This window comes from Echinicola sediminis (assembly GCF_054777495.1).
Window position 1 is genome coordinate 21,464 of sequence record NZ_BAAHAP010000028.1, and the last position, 19,973, is coordinate 41,436.

The window sequence follows — 19,973 nt, forward strand, 5'->3', positions numbered from 1 at the left end:
GAAAAGGGAAGTTTTATATCAGATTGATCTGTCCTTCAGGAATATTGCCTGATCCCCTTTTTCCTGTACAGACTATCTAAAATTTACGCTTGAAATTCCTCGCCCCCAGAAATATTGCTTGATTCTAAATAAATCCTCCGTTGTTCCTCCGCGCCCTCTGTGGTTAAAAAAACTTCCCCTTAAAACACAAAAAGCCCCGTATTTCTACGAGGCTTCTGTACCAGGAGCGGGAATCGAACCCGCACGGCCTAATGGCCACAAGATTTTAAGTCTTGCGTGTCTACCTATTCCACCATCCCGGCTTCCTCTAATTGCTTAGAAGTTGTTTCTTTGATGTAGACGAACTTATCTGAAATAACAAAGCCCTTTCTTTCAAGGGCTTAAGTGAGCGAAAGACGAGATTCGAACTCGCGACCCCAACCTTGGCAAGGTTGTGCTCTACCAGCTGAGCTACTTTCGCTTGTGATAAAACTTAATGACTTTGAGTAATTTTCCCCGTCATTGTGAGTGCAAATGTACACAGCTTTTTCTAAACCGCAATACCTGACCAAACATTTTTTTTAAGTTTTATCAGCCAAAACCCCTACACGGTTGATTTTCAGCAGGATTTTTACTCCAGTTTTTTCTTGATTTCATTTAGCTTCAGCAACGCCTCCACCGGAGAAATGGTGTTGATGTCAATGGCATCCAACAGTTCTTGGGCTTCCTTAAACTTCGGATCAATTTCAAACAGACTAAGCTGAAAGTTGTTCTTTGGCACCTCCTTCATCTTCTCCTTCTGCTGATGCATGTCCTTGTCCTTCTCTAAATGCCCCATGATTTCTGAAGCCCTTAACACCACCGGATTGGGCATGCCTGCCATCTGGGCCACATGGATACCAAAACTGTGCTCACTGCCCCCTTCCTTCAGCTTCCGCATAAAGATCACCTTGTCCCCCACTTCCTTTACCGATACATTGAAGTTTTTGATTTTTGGAAAATCCTCAGCCAGCTGGTTCAATTCATGGTAGTGGGTCGCAAAAAGCGTTTTCGCCTTAAACTTCGGATGGTTGTGCAGAAACTCCACGATGGACCAGGCGATGGAAATCCCATCATAAGTGGAAGTCCCCCTTCCTATCTCATCCATCAGCACCAAGCTCCTGTCCGAAAGGTTGTTCAGAATACTTGCCGTCTCGGTCATTTCCACCATAAAGGTCGATTCCCCCTTGGACAGGTTATCCGAAGCCCCTACCCTGGTAAACACTTTATCAATGATCCCTATCCGCGCATAAGAAGCAGGGACAAAGCTGCCCATCTGGGCCATCAGCACGATCAAGGCCGTCTGTCTCAGCAAGGCCGATTTACCCGCCATATTCGGCCCGGTGATGATGATCACCTGTTGGGTGCTGTTATCAAGGTAAATATCATTGGGAACGTAATCCTCTCCTATGGGGAGCTGCTTCTCGATCACAGGATGGCGGCCGTCTTTGATTTCCAAGGTATCGGTGTCGGCTACTTTTGGCCTGCAATAGCCATTGGCAGCTGCCACCAAGGCAAATGACAACAAACAGTCCACCGTGGCCAAAATCCGCGCATTTTCCTGGATCTGGGTCACATATTCTCCAGCACTCTGCACCAAGAGGTTGAAATATTTATGCTCCAGCACGATCAGCTTTTCCTCAGCATGCAGGATCTTGTCTTCGTATTCTTTGAGCTCTTCGGTAATGTACCTTTCGGCGTTTACCAGGGTCTGCTTTCTGATCCATTCCGCCGGAACTTTGTCTTTGTGGGTGTTGGACACTTCCAGGTAATAGCCAAATACCTTGTTATAGGCGATCTTAAGCGAACCTATCCCCGTCCGCTGCATTTCCCTTTGCTGTATCTGCACCAGGTAGTCCTTTCCGGAGGTGGCCAATTTGCGGTATTCATCCAGCTCCGCATCCACCCCGTCCCGGATGATATTGCCCTGATGTACCAGCATGGGCGCATCCTCCTTCAGCTCCCGCTCGATCTTTTCCAATAAAAACTCGCAGGCATTGATCTGGTCACCCAGCTTTTTAAGGGAAGGGTTGCTTTGCTGCTTCAGCAGGCCCTTGATCGGTGTACTACTCTTCAGCGCCTTTTTCAGCTGGTTCATCTCTCTTGGATTGATCCTGCCTACGGCCACTTTGGAAATCAACCTTTCCAAGTCCCCAATATGTTTCAAATGGGCAAGCACCTCTTCTCCCAATTCGGGCTGGGAATGAAAATGCTCCACCACCTTCAGTCTTTCCTCTATCGGATCTTTTTCTTTTAGGGGCAGCACCATCCATTTTTTCATCATCCTGGACCCCATAGGGGTTACTGTCTGGTCCAAAATCTGGATCAGGGGCACCCCTCCGTCTTGCTGTGGATAGACCAGCTCCAAATTGCGGATCGTAAACTTGTCCAACCATACAAACTTCTCCTCTGCTATCCTAGAGATGGAAGCTATGTGCTTTACCTCCTTATGCTCTGTTTCCTCCAAGTAGTACAAAACAGCGCCGGCGGCAATGATTCCGTGCCCCAAAGCCTCGATCCCAAAGCCTTTTAAGTTGGCCGTCTCGAAATGATCAGTCAGCTTTTCATAGGTATAGTCGTATTGGAACACCCAGTCCTCACAGTGAAAGGTGGTGAAATCGTCCTTCAACAGCTCTGCCGCTTTGGCCTTGTCTGCCTTGGAGTAAATCACTTCCGATGGACTGAAGCTTTGTAGCAACTTTTCGATATAAGAAGTACTGCCCTCCGCACACATAAACTCTCCGGTGGAAAGGTCCAAAAAGGCGATTCCCTGGCTCTGCTTTCCAAAATAAACCGAGGCCAGGTAATTGTTACGGCGCTTGTCCAGGACATTATCGTTAAAAGAAAGACCCGGCGTCACCAGTTCTGTCACCCCTCGCTTTACAATGCCTTTTACTTCCTTCGGATCCTCCAGTTGGTCACATATGGCCACCCGGTTTCCTGCGCGGACAAGCTTTGGCAAATAACTGTCCAGGGAATGGTGCGGAAATCCGGCCAGTTCAATATGGCTCGCCGCGCCATTGGCCCGCTTGGTCAGCACAATGTCCAGCACCTTGCTGGCTTTAATGGCATCCTCCCCAAATGTCTCATAGAAATCCCCTACCCTGAAGAGCAACAATGCCCCCGGGTGCTTGGCCTTGATACTATTATACTGTTTCATCAAGGGGGTTTCCTTCGCTGCTTTTGCCTTTGCTTTGGCCATCTTCTACCGGATTTAAATCTTAAGTATTACTTTTGGAAATTATTCAAAGCCTGAAATTAATCGATTCAAGAAGGTAAACAAAAACCGAATGAAAAAATTAAGCATGGACGAGCTTAACCGCCTGTCCGTAGATGAGTTCAAAGAATCCCGTAAAATCCCCATAGTCATTGTACTGGACAATGTCCGCAGCCTGAACAATGTAGGCTCGGCTTTTCGAACTTCGGACGCTTTCCGCATCCAGAAGATTTACCTTTGTGGCATCACGGGCAAACCACCGCATCGGGACATCCAAAAAACCGCCTTGGGAGCCACCGAATCGGTGGAATGGGAATACACCGGCACTACTTTGGAAGCCATTGCAAGCCTTAAAAAAGAAGGCTTTGAGATTTGTTCCCTGGAGCAGGTGGATAAAAGCATGATGCTTGATAAGTTTAGTCCTGCAGCAGGCAAAAAATATGCATTGATTTTCGGAAACGAAGTCTTTGGAGTGGAAGAGGAAGTCATCCTTGCCAGTGACCATGTCTTGGAAATCCCCCAATTCGGCACCAAACACTCCCTTAACATTTCTGTAAGCATGGGCATCGCCATCTGGGATTTTGTTTCTAAGCTGGGGGTACTTGACGAAAAATGAGGTTGGAATTTTGGAATGTTGAAAAGTTTGAAGATTCCTTGCTTGGGATAATTGGAAGATTTGAATATTGAAAAATTGATTTTCCGAACATAATAAGGTTGGTGCTGGTCGGGATTTGCAATCCCGACCTACAGAAAAAAATCTATTCCCATCGTACTCTCCCTCCGAGTCCACCGTGCCCTCCGTGGTTAATCTTTTTAATTCGTGTAATTCGTGGACAGTAAAACTTCCCTGTTCTCCGATGGCTGTGCCTTCAGAGATCATAAAGTTGGGTCTCCAACTCTTAGCTGAGCGATCTATCTGTTGCATTTTTCACCAGAAACATTAGTTTTACGAGGATTTTAAACTTAAATACATTCATTTTATGAAAAAGCTATTTTTTGCAGCTTTGCCTTTTTTAATTATTTCTTGTTCTGAAAAGTCCAACAAAGGAAACATCAACCACAGCGGAGACCAGGGCAAAAAGTTTACATTGGAAATTGTGGATACAATTATGGTGGATTCCGGTGAGAAATTGATTTTTGTGGAAAGCCAAATACAACGCACGGACATCAGCCATGACTTAAACTATTATTTCAACTATAACCGCAAGCAAAATTTAATTGATGTTGTCAATTTGAAGGATTTCAAGCTTGAAAAACAAATCCCTTTTGAAACAGAAGGTCCCAATGGCACTAGCAGTTATGTCTCAAGAATTGATGGTTTCGATCAAGGAAAATTTATGATCAATAATTTCAATGGGCTAGTACAAGTGTTTGACAGCAATGCCGAAAAGCTGCAAAGCCTCCAATTGAACAATGAAACCCTTCCTGGGGATACTTTGAAGCCAGAGGAAAAGGTCAGCACTTTCGGATTTATGGGACCTGGTGGAAACACCTACTATTCATTTTACGAGCAAATTTTTGAGGGGCCAAGGGGAATGGCAATCATCGATATGAAAACTAAAACATTGACGAAAATCCCCATAGATGGGCTTGATGCTATAAAGGATTTCTACATTACCATGAAAATAGAGGGAGGTAGCTCAACAACAAGTCCACCGTTTAATTTTCAGCTAGAAGGTAATAAAATACTCTTATCCAACGGTGCGATCAACGAACTGTTTGTTTATAATATGGATAATGATTCCGTAACGCACTATTCCTATTCAAGCAAACTCACCGTCAATAGGCTTCAAAAGCCTAGTAAAAATATTGCCCATTCACAGGAGGAATCTAAAAAGCTTCGTCAAGAGATGGGAAATAATGTCAGTTTTCAAAAATTTATAGCTGATCCGGAAAACAATCGATATTATAGAATTTCCCATGGAATGGAGGACTCAAAATGGATAAATGTCCTCACTGTTTTTGACGGAGATTTTCAGCAAATTTCAGAAAACCTATTGACCAAATCAATTTACGTTTCAAACAGCTTTGTTAAGGATGGCAAAATCTTTTTTCAACAAAATATAGAAGACTAACTGGCCTTTGTGGTCATGGAGGTGAAGGAAATATAGGTTTGAAGGAATCAATTTAATCTAACCCTCAAACCTATATTTGAGTCAAAGAGGCAACTTTCTTGGCATTTAGGATTTTATTCCCAAGCTGGTTCACTTAATGAAAAATAAGGTTGGAAGGCTGAAAGGTTCCTTGCTTGTGATAATTGAAAATTGGAAGATTAGAACATTGAAAAATTGATTTTCCGCACATAATAAGATCAATTATCCATCTGTGTTTATCCTCGTTAATCTGTGGACAATTTATTTGTCGATAGTCGGGATTTGAAATCCCGACCTACAGAAAAAATCTATTCCCACCGTACTCTCCCTCCGAGTCCACCGTACCCTCCGTGGTTATTTTTTTTTAATTCGTGTAATTCGTGGACCGTAATATTTCCGCCAACCTTTCCAAATCCTCTTTCCTGTGATAAGCCGAAAGCACTATCCTATCCACCGGTGCATCTTCGGGCCTTGGATAGGAAAAAGAAGAAATCAGCATGCCCGCTTGCATTAGCCTTGCTGCCCAACCCTTTTCCTTAAAGGTCAGCACAGGAAAGCCCCTATCAAAACTTAGCCCCTCTATGTCCTCCACCAAGCCAAAAAAATAGCTCATCTGCTCCCTTAAGCGGGCATGTTGATTACTGTAAAGTGCCTCAGCCCCTAAAAATGCCTCACAATATCCCGGTGCCGGAGGCGATGCTCCGCGAAAAATGGCGCTGTTCTTCACCTTGCCCATAAAATAGGCATCCCCTAAAATCACCCCAGCCGGCACTGCCAACGCCTTTCCCAAAGACCCTGCTACGATAAGGTTTACCGGCAGCTCCTTCCACTTTTGGTAGCCTCCAAATATGTCCTCCCCAAGCAGCCCAAAGGCATGGCTGTCATCCACCAACAAGTAATAGCTGTTGTCCGGACAAAGCTCGTTGATCCATGTGAAATCATGGACAGCTGGCAAGATGGTATCCACGGCATTGCAAAGGATCGCGATGGTTCTCCCTTTCATCGATTGGCTCTTCCTGATACAGCCTTCGGCAAACTCCTGAAATGATTGATCAAGATCGGGAACAAATCCCACCGGTAAAATCGCCGGGTGTGCATCCGGAGCCGCCCAAACCTCTTGGGCCATTTCGGCCAACAAGGCCTGTGTCAGATAGCCTGCCATAAAGCCACTGCTTAGCAAGGCGGCGTGATCGGCCCCGGTTTTTTCGGTAAATAGATGTTCCACCTTATCATAAACCTCCAACTGCACATTGCTAAACCTACTGGCCCCATGGTTGGGACCGTACTTCTGTATTCCGTTTAAAATCAATTGCTCAAATTCCGGCACAGCCCCCATCCCCAGATAAGCCGTACCGCTGAAATAAAGGTATTCCTTACCTTCCCAAGGTATGACCCTGTCCACTTTGTGTGCTATGGGATGATGCTGCATGGCTGAGCTTATATCTCTGGTTCATACTTCCCTAAAAAGACATTGACTCCTTTGGGCATGGGGTTACCGTTGGCTCTCCTTAATGTCGCGATCTGCCCACTGTGCCAGATGGCATCCACCAATGGTCCATTGATCAGTACCCAAAAGGGATGGTTTCCCCTGATTTTTAAATTCTCCAATGCTTCTTCATCCATGTCTAAAAGCCGGTCATACACTTCCTTCAACACCAGCAATGCCTCCGCCCTGGCTTCCATAGGGGATAGCTTGTCCTTTTTCCCGTAGCTGTCCTCGATCACCGCCGCCCGGATGACAGTACTCAACCCATAAATATGTTCCATGGTCTCTCCAATGGTCCTCGCATCGGCCTCCACTTTGAATCCAAAATCAGTCTCTTTCAGATCCTGTGTCGCATAGCGGAACCGAAAACCCAGACTTTCCACCATTCTCGCAGCTACACTTCCCGGACTATAATTTTCGGGGTGATGGGTCAAATCTCCAAAAGGTAAATCATCCCCTCCATGCGAAGAACTTTGGGCTGATGAATGATGGGTATACAAAGTCAATACGGTTAAGAGTAATACAAAAACTGATTTCATGTGTTTAAAGTAGCTAGTTTATTTTTTTTTATGAATATCCGCGATTGTCCCCGTAAACGAAAATCTCAAGAAGGTGTCCACGAATTACACTGAATTAGCACGAATTAATTTTTAATAGATTCAAAGAAACGCAATGATTAGCGGAAAATTTCCTAAGAGGTAACCATCCGGATAATCATCAAGAAAATTCGTGCAAACCTGTTTAGCGACAGATAGATTAGCATAATTCATGGGCTCTCAACTTATACTCCAGGCTTTTCTTGACACCGTGCCACTCCTGCTGGATGATGGAAAATACTACTGTATCACGGTAAGTGCCATCCTTGTTCAGGCGGTCATTCCGCAGGACACCATCCTGCTTTGCTCCCAGCCGGCTGATGGCGTTCCTTGAAGGAATATTAAACCAATCCGTTTTGAACTGAACACAAATGCAATCCAGCTTTTCAAAAGCATAACTTAGCATCAGGTACTTGCATTCAGTATTCACCCCTGTACCCTGCGCACTTTTGGCGTACCAGGTATAACCAATTTCCAACCTTTTATGTTCGGCTGCGACATGGCAATATCGGGTAGCGCCAACGATACAATGGTGCTTTTTGTCTATGACCACAAAAGGCAGGGACGATTTTTCATTTTTTTCCTTCAGCGCCTGTTCAATATAAGCGTCAATGGAATCTTGAGACGGCACAGAAGTAAACCAAAGCTCCCAAAGCTTCCCATCAGCAGCGGCTTCCAAAAGACCTTCTTTGTGGGACCGTAGCAGAGGAACCAGCTTTACCCTTTCGCCTTCCAGCTCCAATGTTTCTAACCAGTTTTCCATAGCGTATATTGATGAGTATACATTTAATGGCTGGAAAGATACAATTAAACCTGAGATTAATCCCGCTGGGACGGGACGGTTTTAGGCCTTTAGGAGTTAAACAATAGCCAAGGTTAATCAATAAAAAATCATTCTGTCATCACAAACAGAGGAAAGGGACCTTGACAAACTATGGAGGGAGAAGGCTGAACCAAGGTCACCTGTACCCCTAATCCTGCCCTCTCCAACTCATGAAAGCTCCTCATTTATAACAAACCCACTACCAGGTTTCCCCAAAAATGGGTTTAGTCAATTCCATATTACCATTATCAATCGCCAAAAAAATTCAGGCTGATACGTGAAAACTTGCCCCCTTGTGGAGCTCCCTGCCAAACAGGCGGATTCGTGGACAGCCTCTTAAAACTTACCCTAAGCGTCAAATTCACAAACCAATACTTTTTAAAATCAGTGATTCAAAAAATCCATCAAATAACCTCTGTAATCGTAATACTCGGGATGTTCTAAAACCTCTTTTCTTTCGCGCGGCCTTTCAAAGGGAATAACCAGTTCATCGCCTATTTTGGCGTAAGGCCCACTGGTCATCATAATGACCCTATCGGCCAAAAAGATGGATTCATCCACATCATGGGTGATCGCCACAGCAGTGATTTTTTCCTTCTGCCAGATTTCCAACAGGACGTCCTGCAGCTCTCCCCGGGTAAGGGAATCCAGCATCCCAAAGGGTTCATCCAGCAGCAGTATTTTTGGTTTCAGCGCAAAGGCCCTTGCAATGCCCACCCTTTGTTGCATGCCTTGGGAAAGTGAAGTGGCTTTCTTGTCGAAGTCATTGCCCAGCCCTACCTTGTCCAGATAGTACTTGCAGATATCGAGCTTCTCGGCTTTGCTGGCGTGGGGAAACACCTGCTTTACCCCGATCATCACGTTCTGCAACGCCGTAAGCCAAGGTAAAAGGCTGGGTGACTGAAATACTACCGCCCGGTCTGGACCTGCCCCGTTGATGGGCTGCTGATCTACCATGATTTTACCACCAGAAATATCGTTCAGTCCGGCAATCATCGTCAGCAAGGTGGACTTCCCACAGCCTGAATGGCCTATGATCGACACAAATTCCCCTTTTTTGATGGACAAATGCAGGTCATCCAGTACCACATAGTCCCCTTTGGGTGTGGGATAAACCTTTTGAAGTGCATTGCAGCCCAGCATTTCCGGCTGTCCTTCCAGATGGGGGATATACAGATTTTCTTTTTTTAATAACGCTTCCATGAGTCTTGCTTTTTGGGATTAGAAATATTTTACCTTCTCGCTTTTCTTTTTTCTTCCCAGAAAAACCCTTCCCGGCATGACGGGCTTTAGATCAGGAAGAATGAACTTTTGATCGCTGGCTTTTTTCCTGGTCGCCCCGACCTCTATCAGGTATTCAAGAATATCATTTCTGAGCCTTTTGTAATGCGGGTCTTTATTGATCTCCGTCACATCCCTCGGCCTTTCAAAATCAATCTTAAACTCCGGCCCCAAAGTAGCCTTGGGCCCCGGGGTCAAAGGGATAATGCGGTCGGCCATAATGATGCCTTCATCCACATCATTGGTGATCAATACGGCGGTCTTTTGGTCCTGGCTCCATATTTTGATGATCTCCTCTTGAAGGGTGCCCCTGGTCAGCGCATCCAAAGCACTTAAAGGTTCATCCATCAGCAAAATCTCCGGGTTCATGGCCAAGGCCCTGGCAACCGAAACCCTTTGGCGCATTCCTCCGGAAAGCTCCTTGGGCATTTTATCGATGGCATGGCTGAGGTTTACCATCCCCACATATTTCTTGATATGGGCTTCTTTTTCCTTGGCAGGCATTTTTGGGAACACCTCATCCACCGCCAGCTTTACATTCTTGTAAACAGAAAGCCAGGGAAGCAAAGAGTAATTCTGAAAAATCACCCCTCTGTCAGGCCCTGGGCCAGTGACGGGTTTTCCATTCAAGAGGACCTCACCACTGTCCGGAAACTGAAGCCCGTTGATCAGGTTGATCAACGTGGTCTTTCCACTTCCTGAAAAGCCTACAATGGCCACAAATTCCCCTTCTTCCACCGATAGGTTGATGTCCTTTAGTACATCTACTCTGGAAGAGCCTGTCCCGTAGGATTTCGATACGTTTTTTAATTCTAAAATTGGCATGGTGATTAGGCTTTGTTGAAGGTCATCAGGTTCTGTACAGTAAGCATGATCCTGTCAAGCAGGAAGCCGATAATACCGATCACAAACATGGCCACGATGATTTTGGCGTTGGAATCGCTGGCTCCGTTTTGGAATTCCTCCCATACGAAGGAGCCCAGCCCCGGACTTTGCGCCAACAGTTCGATGGCGATCAATACCATCCAGGCTACAGAAACGGTAATTCGCAATCCGGTAAAAATCAAAGGAAAGGAAGCCGGCAGAATGATTTTAAAAATTTGCTTGCCCACACCAAGTTTCAGCACCTTGGAGACATTGATATAATCCTTGTCCACAGAGGAAACGCCCATGCTGGTATTGACCAAAGTGGCCCACATGGCACAAAGTCCCACACTGATAAAGGAAATGATAAAGGATTTGTCCATCTCTGGGTCGGTGATCACTGTTTTTACAATCATAAAAACCAGCAACAACCAAACTACCGGAGAAACAGGTTTTAAAATCTGGATCAGCCAGTTGAAGGAATTACGAAGCACATCGCTAAGCCCAATGATGATACCGATGGGCACGGCCACAAACAAGGCGAGCAAGAAACCTGCTGCCACTGTTTTTAAGCTGGTACCGATCTGATCAAGGAAGGAAGGCCTTCCCGTATATTTGATAGGAGATAGCCCATCTTCAGCTCTTTGAGCGTTGGTTTCAGCTACTTTTTCCTGGAATTCCTCCTTTTTTTGAGAAATCTGAAGGTGGTCTTTCCAAAGGGCAATATAAGCGTCATAAACCTTTGCTGGGGAAGGAAGGGTGTTAGGCTGGCAGCTGACATCACCAGAAGCAATACAGTCGGCCATGGCCTGGGCAGCTTCTTCACCTTGTTCGCTACGGGCCTTTTCGATCCGATCGTTGGCTTCCATATTGTACAGCGCGGTAGCTCCTAGATGCCACGCCAAGATGAAAACGAAAATCGATGCTATGGGAAATAGCGATTTTTTTATAAAGGTGGTGAGATTCTTTTTGGGCTCTTCCCCACTGATCATTCTAAGAACGGGCTCCATGAAGCCTAGTCCTATAAATTTAAGTGTTTGAATAGTTTTGTCTTTCATGAGTGTAATATTTTGGTTAACCCAGGAAAGGGCGGGAACTGATCTCCCTTTCCCTTCCCTTGGGCTAGTGGTTAATCTTTGTTTCCTATCTTGAAGCTATTGATATAGCCGATAGGGTCTTTTCCGTCGAACTTGATACCATCGATAAAGTCCGCGCTTGGGGCTTTATAGCCATCAGTTTCAGGTACATCGGATGATTCCAGCTTGCCTTCTTCTACCAACATTGCGGCAGCTTTTTCCCAAATGTTCGGTCGATAGATATCCTTGATGGTTTTATGGTACCAATCGGCTGGTTTGCTTTCCGGAATTTGTCCCCATCTTCTCATCTGGGTCAGGAACCAGATGCCATCGGAAAAGAAAGGATAAGTGGCATGGTAGCGGAAGAATACGTTGAAGTCAGGCATAGAGCGTTTGTCGCCTTTTTCGAATTCGAATGTTCCGGTCATGGAGTTTGCGATCACTACGGAGTCGGCACCTACATATTCAGGTCTTGAAAGGATCCCCACGGCTTTGGGGCGGTTACCCGGTGTGTCCAACCATTTTCCTGCACGGATCAAGGCCTTGGTCACAGCGATGGCGGTATTAGGATTTTCCTCCACAAATTTCTTGGTCATCACAAACACCTTCTCCGGGTTGTTTTTCCAAACATCATAGTTGGTGGTCACCGGTACGCCTATACCTTTGAAAACTGCCTGTTGGTTCCAAGGCTCTCCTACACAGTAACCATAGATGGTCCCTGCTTCCAAGGTGGCCGGCATTTGCGGCGGCGGAGTTACAGATAGTAGCACATCGGCATCTACCTGTCCCTGGATATTGTCCGCGGTATAATAACCGGGATGGATACCTGCAGCTCCCAACCAGTAGCGAATCTCATAATTGTGGGTGGACACGGGGAACACCATCCCCATTTTGAAAGCACGTCCGTTGTTTTTGAATTCCTTCACCACCGGTGCAAGGGCATCTGCCTTGATAGGGTGCACGGGCAGACCATCCTTGTCCGTGGGCACATTGGGCTTCATCTTGGACCAAACTTCATTGGATACCGTGATGCCATTACCATTCAAGTCCATGGAAAAGGGAGTCACCAGCTCCGCTTGTCGGCCAAAACCAGCCCCGGCTGCTATAGGCTGGCCGGCCAACATGTGCGAGCCATCCAACTGACCGTCAATGACGCGGTCCAACACGTTTTTCCAGTTGGACTGGGCTTCGATGGTCACGAAAAGTCCCTCGTCCTCGAAGAATCCCATTTCTTTGGCGATGGCCAAAGGTGCCATATCGGTCAGCTTGATGAATCCAAAAGTGAGCTGAGGTTTTTCAATGGCCAATTTTTTGGAGCTGGAGGAACTGGAAGAGGTTGGTTCTTCACTTTCCTGGCTCTTGGAATTGCCGCTGCTACAGCTACTGATAAGGCTGCCGGTACATACCAGCAGTAAAAGGAATGCAAAAAGTCTATTTTTATTTAAGTATCTCATGATCAATGTCTATTAATGTGAATTATTTAGCGCTAGTGAAAAGGGTAGGCTTGAAGGTAATCATGGTCCAGGCCCAGTTTTGCATACGACCTTTGTCGCCTCCACGCAGGGTCTCCATTGTATCGGTGGCAAACATCTGGGAATATCCGATGTTCCAGGTCACGGCCTCGGCGAGTTTTACGCCATAAACCAAGTCTATTTCTGTTCCCATGCTTTTGCTTAGTTCTACGCCATCCCCGTCCAACTGAGAGGATCCGGTCAGAAAATGATGAGCATTAGCTTTTAAGCTTCCCTTACCGATTTTCCAGCTGGTTTTGAGGTAGAAATCATTTACGCCCACAGCACCATTGGCAGGACCTACATAGAAGTAGTCCATAAATCCGTTAAAGGCGTGGTTGGTACCAAAGTCAGGGCTAAATGCTTTGTTTTTTGAATCGGTAGGGTCATCGTCACCGGAGATATATTCCACCCCAAAGGTCAAGGGAGTCACCGGAGTAGCAATGGTAGCATTGATGCCCGCCAATAAGGCGCTCACTTCTGAGGATCCTTGCGATCCTGTTTGGTAGTAAAGATCTCCCGCAAACGTGATCCCTCCGATTTTGGTAGAGGCGATAGCTCCAAATGTTTGTTTATTGGATACGGTGGAATCAGCATTTTGAAAGCCAGCATTCAAAGCCAAAAGGGATAATGCCGCCGCATCAAAATCCTTATGGAACCAAGCATATTGCATGGTCTTATAGTTTCCTCCTACACTGTAGAAGCCTGCTCCGTTGGATTGGATAAACGCCGGTTCGGCCACATCTGTATCCTGGTTATAGGCAAATCCCAGATGGAGTTTGGTTTTGCTTTCCTGCTCTTCATACATGAAAAGTAAGGCATCATGTCTTCTCCCTTGCTGCGCCCACTCCAGGCCACCCAAGAACCGTTGGTTATCGTAAGAAATGATTTGTCGACCTGCCTTTACCGAAAAGGAGGGTGAAATGAAATACTGGCCCCAAGCTTCACTGATAAAAGTCTTGCCCATTTCTTCCTTAAAGATCTGAGGTGTTTCTCCCCAAAACCTTACATCCTGAAACGCCAGTTTGAATTTGAAATCACTGGACAGATAATCCAGGTAAAGTCGCGAGCGCTGCTCTGTAAAGAAAGCAGGTTCTTTACTTTCATCGGTCAATGTTTTGAACCCATTTCTGAATTCCGTGCGTGGACGGACTTCTGCAGAAACTGAAAACTGAGCCAAAGCCTCATTCCCGATGAGACAAATAAGTACGGCTGTTAGGTAATAGAATTTTTTCATTGGTATATGTTTGTTGTGGTTGCGAACGATTGATTAAGTAGTATTACGTAACTACGTACAAACATACAGGGAATGAATTTGGGGTTTTATGGAATTAAGCAGGTTAAAACCACTTTTTACACCATAAAAAAACCTGCGATAACGCAGGTTTATTCTTAAAATCATCCTCAAAACACCAATAAAGCGGTTTAGCTATCCAGAAAGAAATGGTGTTCAGAGATCTCTTTACTAAGTAATTCTACGTTTTTAACACCTAATTTTTTACCGGAGGTCTGGACAAGTCCTTCTTTCTTTAGCGCAGAAATAATACGTATAACCTGTTCATCTGTGGTTCCAGCAAAATCTGCAATGTCCTTTCTGGAAAGCTGCAGCTTAAAAAAACCTTTGTCCTGGCCGAATTTCCTATTGATATACAAAAATGCATCGATGACTCTTTCCCTGACAGTCATTTGGGCAAACTTCTTCACCTTCGTCTCACTTCGATTGAGTTCTTCTGCATAAAAAGTCATCAGATCAAAAGTCAAGGAAGGAACCATTCGAAGCATGCTAATCATGGTATCCGTGGAAAAATTGCACAAAACAGTATTTTCCAGTGCTGTGGCACTGATATGGTAAAACTCCCCTGCGCCAAAGCCCCTGTGACCGATAATCTCCCCATCCCGGGCAAAACGAACAATCTGCTCCTTCCCGTTCAGTCCCGTCTTGGCCACCTTTGCCTTGCCTTTGTTCACAAAATACAAGCCATGTACAGGGGCCCCTTCGATGATAAAATTCTGCCCTTTCTTACAGCTGATCATGTTCTTTTTTTCTATAAAGTCATGCATTTCTGCCAAATGACAGTTCTTTTTAATAATACAGGATGTATTGGGGCAAGTCGGGCATAGGGTCATGTTCTCCTTCATACGTAAATCATTATATACGTAAATATACGTATTATTTTTAAGGAGAGCAAAAAACGTTAAGCCAAGACAAAGCATAGCCTACTTATTATCAATTATTTACAGGTCCCCTTTCACTTCTTAACGCCTCGCCTGAGAAAAAGCCTGATCTTCATTGATCCCTAATTTTTTTCCAAACCTCCCCTGAAACTAACAGCCTAAGTAGTTATGATTCCACTGGTTAGCAGAATTAATGTCCTAGATAAAATCCTCGGCTTTCATTTATTGTATTTCCAAAACATCCTTGTTAAATTGTTTTTCACCGTTTAAAAGAAATGTTGTCCAAAAAATCCCAAATGTCAACTTGTCCTCAATAAAAAAGGCGTCGACATGGTCCTATTTTTGAAAACAGTTTTCCATCAATGATTCAATGAACGTAATGGAAAGCCACATGAAAACACACATTAATGCTGTTCAATGTGTTTTTTTTGTGCTTAACCTTTCATTATTTATTAACAAAAAATACTTAAATTAATGTATTAAATCGCCCAAATATGGAAGCCTACGAAATCATTATCAGACCTGCAAAAATGGAAGACATGTCCAAAATCCAGGAACTTTACGTGTCTACTATATTGGAATCCTGCAAGAACGACTATAGTGAATCCCAGATAGCCGCTTGGATTTCTTCCGTTGTCAACGAAGAAAGATGGAAAGGTGCTTTGACCCAGGAATTTTTTTTAGTGGCTGAGGATGGAAATAAGATCATAGGCTTCGGTGGCCTTGAAAACGGAAGCTACTTGGATTTTATGTATGTTCACCATGATTACCAGCGCTTGGGCTTGGCAGAGCGTCTGCTCAATGCCCTGGAAACGGAAGCCCTGCGTCTTGGCTCAAGGGAAATCACCACGGATGCCAGCAAAACTTCGATGCCATTTTTTGAAAAAAAGGGCTTTCACTATATCAAGGAAAACAAAAAATACATCAACGGTCTGGAAATCACCAATTATAGGATGAGTAAGGACATCCATTGATCAGACATTTTTTACCAAAGGGGGCTTTATGTCCAATTGGGCAAGAAAATTTATCCCGTAACTTTGGGGTATAATCAGGAAAAGTAGTCAATGGAAGACCAGACGGTTAGAATCAATAAATACTTAAGTGAAATAGGGTACTGCTCCAGAAGGGCTGCGGACAAACTGCTGGATGAAGGCCGCATCACCATCAATGGCAAAGTCCCTGAGCTGGGCACGAAGGTCAGACCAGGAGATGAGGTCCGGGTAAACGGCAAACTGGTCTCACCTCCTAAGGAAGATTTTATCTACCTGGCCTTCAATAAACCTGTGGGCATCGTCTGTACCACCGATACCAAAAGGGAAAAAAACAACATCATAGACTTTATCAAGCATCCCAAGCGTATTTTTCCCATCGGCAGACTGGACAAGCCCAGCGAAGGCCTGATCTTTCTGACCAATGACGGGGACATTGTCAATAAAATACTGCGCGCTAAAAACAACCACGAAAAAGAATATGTGGTCACTGTGGACAAGCCCATCACTACCCGCTTTATCCAAAGAATGTCCGATGGCATCCCTATCCTCGGCACGGTAACCCGCAAATGCGAGGTCCAGAAAATCGGAAAATACACCTTCAAAATCGTGCTCACCCAAGGCCTCAACCGGCAAATTAGACGAATGTGCGCCTACTTGGATTACGAAGTCACCAAACTGAAACGTATCAGGATCATGAATGTCTCCTTGGATATCCCTGTTGGAAAATGGCGCTACCTGACGGAAAAAGAACTTCAGGAAATCAATCTGGCCGTAGAAGACTCCTCCAAGACTTTTGATGACTAAGCAATAACTGAGGGCTCCCATAGGAAGTCATCTACTTTTATTACAGAATAGAGAAGAGAGATGTAGGCTTAAAATCTTTAAAATTGCCTTTCGCCTGTAGTCTATTCCAGGGCAAGTTCTTGCCCTAAGCTTTGAGCACATGTTCAGGGCAGTCCATTCGAAGATCCTTATCCTCAAGACGCATTTTTAACAGGGCACAGTAATGTTCCCCTTCCCGGTCTTGATAGTATTGGCAGGAAAAACACATTCTTTGCAAAGAAATAATTCCTGCCTTGTTCAAGTGCCTGATAAGATGAAACAGACTAGACAGCAAGGCCGCTTTTTCCTTCTCTTGGAGGCTTTCCAGGGGCTTTTTCAATTCCTTGGTAAAATGGCTGCTGTTATTGGCCAGCTGCCTACCTCTTTCTGTCAGGAGAATCTTATAACTTCGCGAATCTTCAGAAGAATAGACTTTTTCGATGAGCTGTTTTTGATGAAGGCTTTTGACCGTATCACTAATCGTGGGCTTGCTCATGTTAAATTCCTTGGCCAAATAGCTTACCGTACATGTATCCGCCTGATGAAACAATAAAAAAATCAATACCTGTACCTGAATCGGACTCATTCCATGCACCTTGCTTTCTTCCCATAGAAGTACCCGGTACGCCTGGGATATTCGCTCCAAACCAGCAATGATCTTACTTTCAATATGCTGGTTTTGGTAGCCTAAATCAAAATCAGATTTTGCCATAAGACCTTTCTCCTCAATTTTGGTTAAAATAACAAAGCCCATACAAGTAAGGAATCCTAACTTATATGGGCAAATTTTTTTGGTGAATTTGTAGGCTTAACCTTTTACATCTTCCATGGAAGCTCCAAAATTGATGTGCAGCACATTGCCATTAGGAGTTACCAAAGCCGGAACGGACTTTACCCCTACCCGCTCGGCATCTTCAATTTTTGAGCGATGCTCACCCAAATGGATAATCTCTACATTTTCTTTGCCAATAAGGCCTACTATGTCCTGCTCTGCTCTTACACAGACCGGACATCCTGCGTGATAAAATACGGATTTTGCCATGATCATTAAATTTTAAAAGGATTCTGAGCAGTATTGCCGACATCAATTTAGTTAGGATTCCTAACTTTTACAAATTTTATTGTTAAGAATAATCCCATCGTCTACCCTCCCAAAAAACAACATTGTTTTATTACCTTCAACCATGGAAAAAATCAGACAACTTTTTGAGCAGCAGGTATCCATGAGTGATAAGGATTGGACCCGTTTTTCCAGCAAGCTACACAAACAGACCTTTTCCGCTAAGTCCCCAGTTTTGTCCGCTGGAAAGGTAGAAAACCACCTTTCTTTTATCGAATCCGGTATTGTCCGCTACTTCATTCCAAAGGAAGAACAGGACCTGACTTTTGGCTTTAGCTTTGCCGGGGAATTTATGAGTGCCTATGATTCTTTTTTGGGGCGCAGCCCCTCCCTCTATACCATTGAGACACTGAGCGCCACCTCCCTATGGCGCATAAGCTATGATGACTTACAGGAGGTGTACAAAAATACCAGTGTAGGCAACACCATTGGCCGGTATGCTGCCGAGGGGCTCTTTCTAAAAAAGGCCAAGAGGGAATTGGCATTGCTTCAGGAATCGGCCGAAGAGCGTTACCTGAAGCTTTTCAGGGAAAGGCCAGAACTGATCCGCGAAATCCCCTTAAAATACATCGCAAGCTATATTGGCATCACCCCTCAGGCTTTAAGCCGCATCCGTAAACGCATTTCTTAACCTAGGTTCATTGTTTCACCTCGGTAAAGGACGGAACTTTGTTCCAAACAAATTCCAATGCCATGTTGCCATTGTATGTATTGATGATCGCTTTCTTGTTGAGCTGGTCCACTATCTACCTGACCAAAAGGAAAAGTTGCTGGCCACTGGCCGGAAGAATGGCCCTGTCCATCATGCTCTGCTTTACCGCCATGGGCCATTTTATGTTTACCGAAGGAATGGCCAAAATGCTTCCTGATTTTCTTCCCTATAAACAAGCCGCCATTTATTTTACCGGTTTGATTGAAGTGGCAGCCGCCATTAGTATCCATCTGCCCAAAATGCGAAGATTGACCGCTGGACTCCTTATCCTCTTCTTTCTATTGATCCTACCCTCCAATATCAAGGCAGCCATGGAAAACCTGAATTACCAAACCGGCACTTATGATGGGCCCGGGCTCTCCTATTTATGGTTCAGGATACCTTTTCAGCTTCTTTTGATCGGCTGGACTTATTGGTTTGTGGCCAAGTCGAAATAAGCACTTGTGTTAGGTTAATTGTAAACAGGCGTAGTGAACTTGTCGAATCCTTTACTTTTTAATATTATTAGAGCGGGTATAACTGTTTAGGCAGCTTCCCCGCTGTGCGGGACAAGGCTGCTTGTTTAACTGATTAACTGAAAAATCAGGTTTAGAAACGTGAAATCCATCAATCCTGTCCGGCCTTTAGGCAAGGTAAACCATTAAACAAACCTTTGCTGTATGAGGAAGGTAGCCTACTAAAAACGAAGGTGGCTTCCAAAAGCATCAACACATCATGCTTACCATAACACTTGCATTAATAAATATTAAAGTCTAGCCAAATTCACCAATTTTATAAGAATATTCCTCCAAACGAAACTCGCTTTGGTTTTCTGGAATCTTTGAAATGGTCCCTTTCCCCAAAAGGAGTACCTAGAAAGTCCCCTTTAGGGGATTTAGGGGTAAAAATCGGCTATATAGTTTCAATAAGTGTATTCCTTAATTCAGAAATTTATATCCATGGTACCAGTAACTTAAAAAAAGTCCTGCTGATAATGTTGATAGGCGCAGATTCTTTTGTGGCCCATTTATGGAGATTCTAAAAAAGCAGTGGACAATTGAATATACAGGCAACTTAAATCCTTTGGGTCGGTCTCTAATCAAAGTCAAACTCAATTTCCCATACCCTTCTTCACTGTCATTGGCATTAATCTGATAAGTATACCTCACAGTTCTTCAAAGGTGTTTCCCTACATAGTCAATTGGAAA

18 protein-coding genes and 2 tRNA genes are annotated in these 19,973 nt (G+C 44.6%); 6 read left to right on the top strand and 14 right to left on the bottom strand.

Annotated elements, in window-relative coordinates; translation table 11 throughout:
• Positions 1 to 218: 218 nt before the first annotated feature.
• The 3 genes from ACYVAA_RS09425 to mutS all read right to left on the bottom strand — a co-directional run bounded on the left by ACYVAA_RS09425 (position 219) and on the right by mutS (position 3,220).
• A tRNA-Leu gene (locus ACYVAA_RS09425) sits at positions 219 to 302 on the bottom strand.
• An 85-nt stretch (positions 303 to 387) separates the two neighbouring features.
• Positions 388 to 460 (bottom strand) — tRNA-Gly (locus tag ACYVAA_RS09430).
• Between the two features lie 150 nt (positions 461 to 610).
• Positions 611 to 3,220 (bottom strand): DNA mismatch repair protein MutS, encoded by a 2,610-nt coding sequence (gene mutS / locus ACYVAA_RS09435; RefSeq protein WP_460540886.1) that lies wholly within the window; start codon positions 3,218 to 3,220, stop codon positions 611 to 613.
• Positions 3,221 to 3,308: 88 nt separating this feature from the next.
• Here mutS and ACYVAA_RS09440 point away from each other — a divergent pair, with 88 nt between their 5' ends.
• Together ACYVAA_RS09440 and ACYVAA_RS09445 are read left to right on the top strand one after the other, a co-directional pair.
• Positions 3,309 to 3,851 (top strand): RNA methyltransferase, encoded by a 543-nt coding sequence (locus ACYVAA_RS09440; protein WP_460540888.1) that lies wholly within the window; start codon positions 3,309 to 3,311, stop codon positions 3,849 to 3,851.
• 364 nt (positions 3,852 to 4,215) lie between these two features.
• Positions 4,216 to 5,310, top strand: a complete 1,095-nt coding sequence (locus tag ACYVAA_RS09445) for a DUF4221 family protein (protein WP_460540890.1) — start codon at positions 4,216 to 4,218, stop codon at positions 5,308 to 5,310.
• A 382-nt stretch (positions 5,311 to 5,692) separates the two neighbouring features.
• On the opposite strand, the gene ACYVAA_RS09450 is transcribed toward ACYVAA_RS09445, so the two are convergent.
• The 9 genes from ACYVAA_RS09450 to ACYVAA_RS09490 form a co-directional block, all read right to left on the bottom strand.
• Positions 5,693 to 6,757, bottom strand: coding sequence for an aminotransferase class I/II-fold pyridoxal phosphate-dependent enzyme (locus ACYVAA_RS09450; protein ID WP_460540892.1), 1,065 nt, complete (start codon positions 6,755 to 6,757; stop codon positions 5,693 to 5,695).
• An 8-nt stretch (positions 6,758 to 6,765) separates the two neighbouring features.
• On the bottom strand, positions 6,766 to 7,353 hold the full coding sequence (locus ACYVAA_RS09455; RefSeq protein WP_460540894.1) for a hypothetical protein: 588 nt from the start codon (positions 7,351 to 7,353) through the stop codon (positions 6,766 to 6,768).
• A gap of 217 nt (positions 7,354 to 7,570) precedes the next feature.
• Positions 7,571 to 8,173: a GNAT family N-acetyltransferase gene (locus ACYVAA_RS09460; RefSeq protein WP_460540896.1), complete on the bottom strand. Its 603-nt coding sequence runs from the start codon at positions 8,171 to 8,173 to the stop codon at positions 7,571 to 7,573.
• A gap of 444 nt (positions 8,174 to 8,617) precedes the next feature.
• The gene (locus ACYVAA_RS09465; protein ID WP_460540898.1) at positions 8,618 to 9,436 is read right to left on the bottom strand and encodes an ABC transporter ATP-binding protein; all 819 of its coding nucleotides are present in this window, start codon (positions 9,434 to 9,436) and stop codon (positions 8,618 to 8,620) included.
• An 18-nt stretch (positions 9,437 to 9,454) separates the two neighbouring features.
• Positions 9,455 to 10,339: an ABC transporter ATP-binding protein gene (locus tag ACYVAA_RS09470; RefSeq protein WP_460540900.1), complete on the bottom strand. Its 885-nt coding sequence runs from the start codon at positions 10,337 to 10,339 to the stop codon at positions 9,455 to 9,457.
• Between the two features lie 5 nt (positions 10,340 to 10,344).
• Positions 10,345 to 11,436 carry an ABC transporter permease gene (locus ACYVAA_RS09475; RefSeq protein WP_460540902.1) on the bottom strand — a complete coding sequence of 364 codons (1,092 nt, stop codon included), beginning with the start codon at positions 11,434 to 11,436 and terminating at the stop codon, positions 10,345 to 10,347.
• Positions 11,437 to 11,507: 71 nt separating this feature from the next.
• The gene (locus tag ACYVAA_RS09480) at positions 11,508 to 12,908 is read right to left on the bottom strand and encodes a CmpA/NrtA family ABC transporter substrate-binding protein (protein ID WP_460540904.1); all 1,401 of its coding nucleotides are present in this window, start codon (positions 12,906 to 12,908) and stop codon (positions 11,508 to 11,510) included.
• Between the two features lie 22 nt (positions 12,909 to 12,930).
• A complete protein-coding gene (locus ACYVAA_RS09485) occupies positions 12,931 to 14,202 on the bottom strand; it encodes an alginate export family protein (protein ID WP_460540907.1) in 1,272 nt (423 codons plus the stop codon).
• Between the two features lie 188 nt (positions 14,203 to 14,390).
• Entirely contained in the window at positions 14,391 to 15,104 is a 714-nt protein-coding gene (locus ACYVAA_RS09490) for a Crp/Fnr family transcriptional regulator (protein ID WP_460540909.1), read from the bottom strand.
• A gap of 530 nt (positions 15,105 to 15,634) precedes the next feature.
• On the opposite strand from ACYVAA_RS09490, the gene ACYVAA_RS09495 reads away from it, so the two are divergent.
• Entirely contained in the window at positions 15,635 to 16,114 is a 480-nt protein-coding gene (locus ACYVAA_RS09495) for a GNAT family N-acetyltransferase (RefSeq protein WP_460540912.1), read from the top strand.
• Positions 16,115 to 16,204: 90 nt separating this feature from the next.
• Positions 16,205 to 16,936, top strand: a complete 732-nt coding sequence (rluF, locus tag ACYVAA_RS09500; protein ID WP_460540914.1) for a pseudouridine synthase — start codon at positions 16,205 to 16,207, stop codon at positions 16,934 to 16,936.
• A gap of 124 nt (positions 16,937 to 17,060) precedes the next feature.
• Here the strand turns inward: rluF and ACYVAA_RS09505 are convergent, their stop codons facing one another.
• Entirely contained in the window at positions 17,061 to 17,666 is a 606-nt protein-coding gene (locus ACYVAA_RS09505; RefSeq protein WP_460540916.1) for a MarR family winged helix-turn-helix transcriptional regulator, read from the bottom strand.
• 96 nt (positions 17,667 to 17,762) lie between these two features.
• Positions 17,763 to 17,996, bottom strand: a complete 234-nt coding sequence (locus ACYVAA_RS09510; protein WP_460540918.1) for a thioredoxin family protein — start codon at positions 17,994 to 17,996, stop codon at positions 17,763 to 17,765.
• Between the two features lie 142 nt (positions 17,997 to 18,138).
• Here ACYVAA_RS09510 and ACYVAA_RS09515 point away from each other — a divergent pair, with 142 nt between their 5' ends.
• Entirely contained in the window at positions 18,139 to 18,705 is a 567-nt protein-coding gene (locus ACYVAA_RS09515; protein ID WP_460540920.1) for a Crp/Fnr family transcriptional regulator, read from the top strand.
• A 38-nt stretch (positions 18,706 to 18,743) separates the two neighbouring features.
• Positions 18,744 to 19,223, top strand: coding sequence for a DoxX family protein (locus ACYVAA_RS09520; RefSeq protein ID WP_460540922.1), 480 nt, complete (start codon positions 18,744 to 18,746; stop codon positions 19,221 to 19,223).
• Positions 19,224 to 19,973 lie beyond the last annotated feature (750 nt).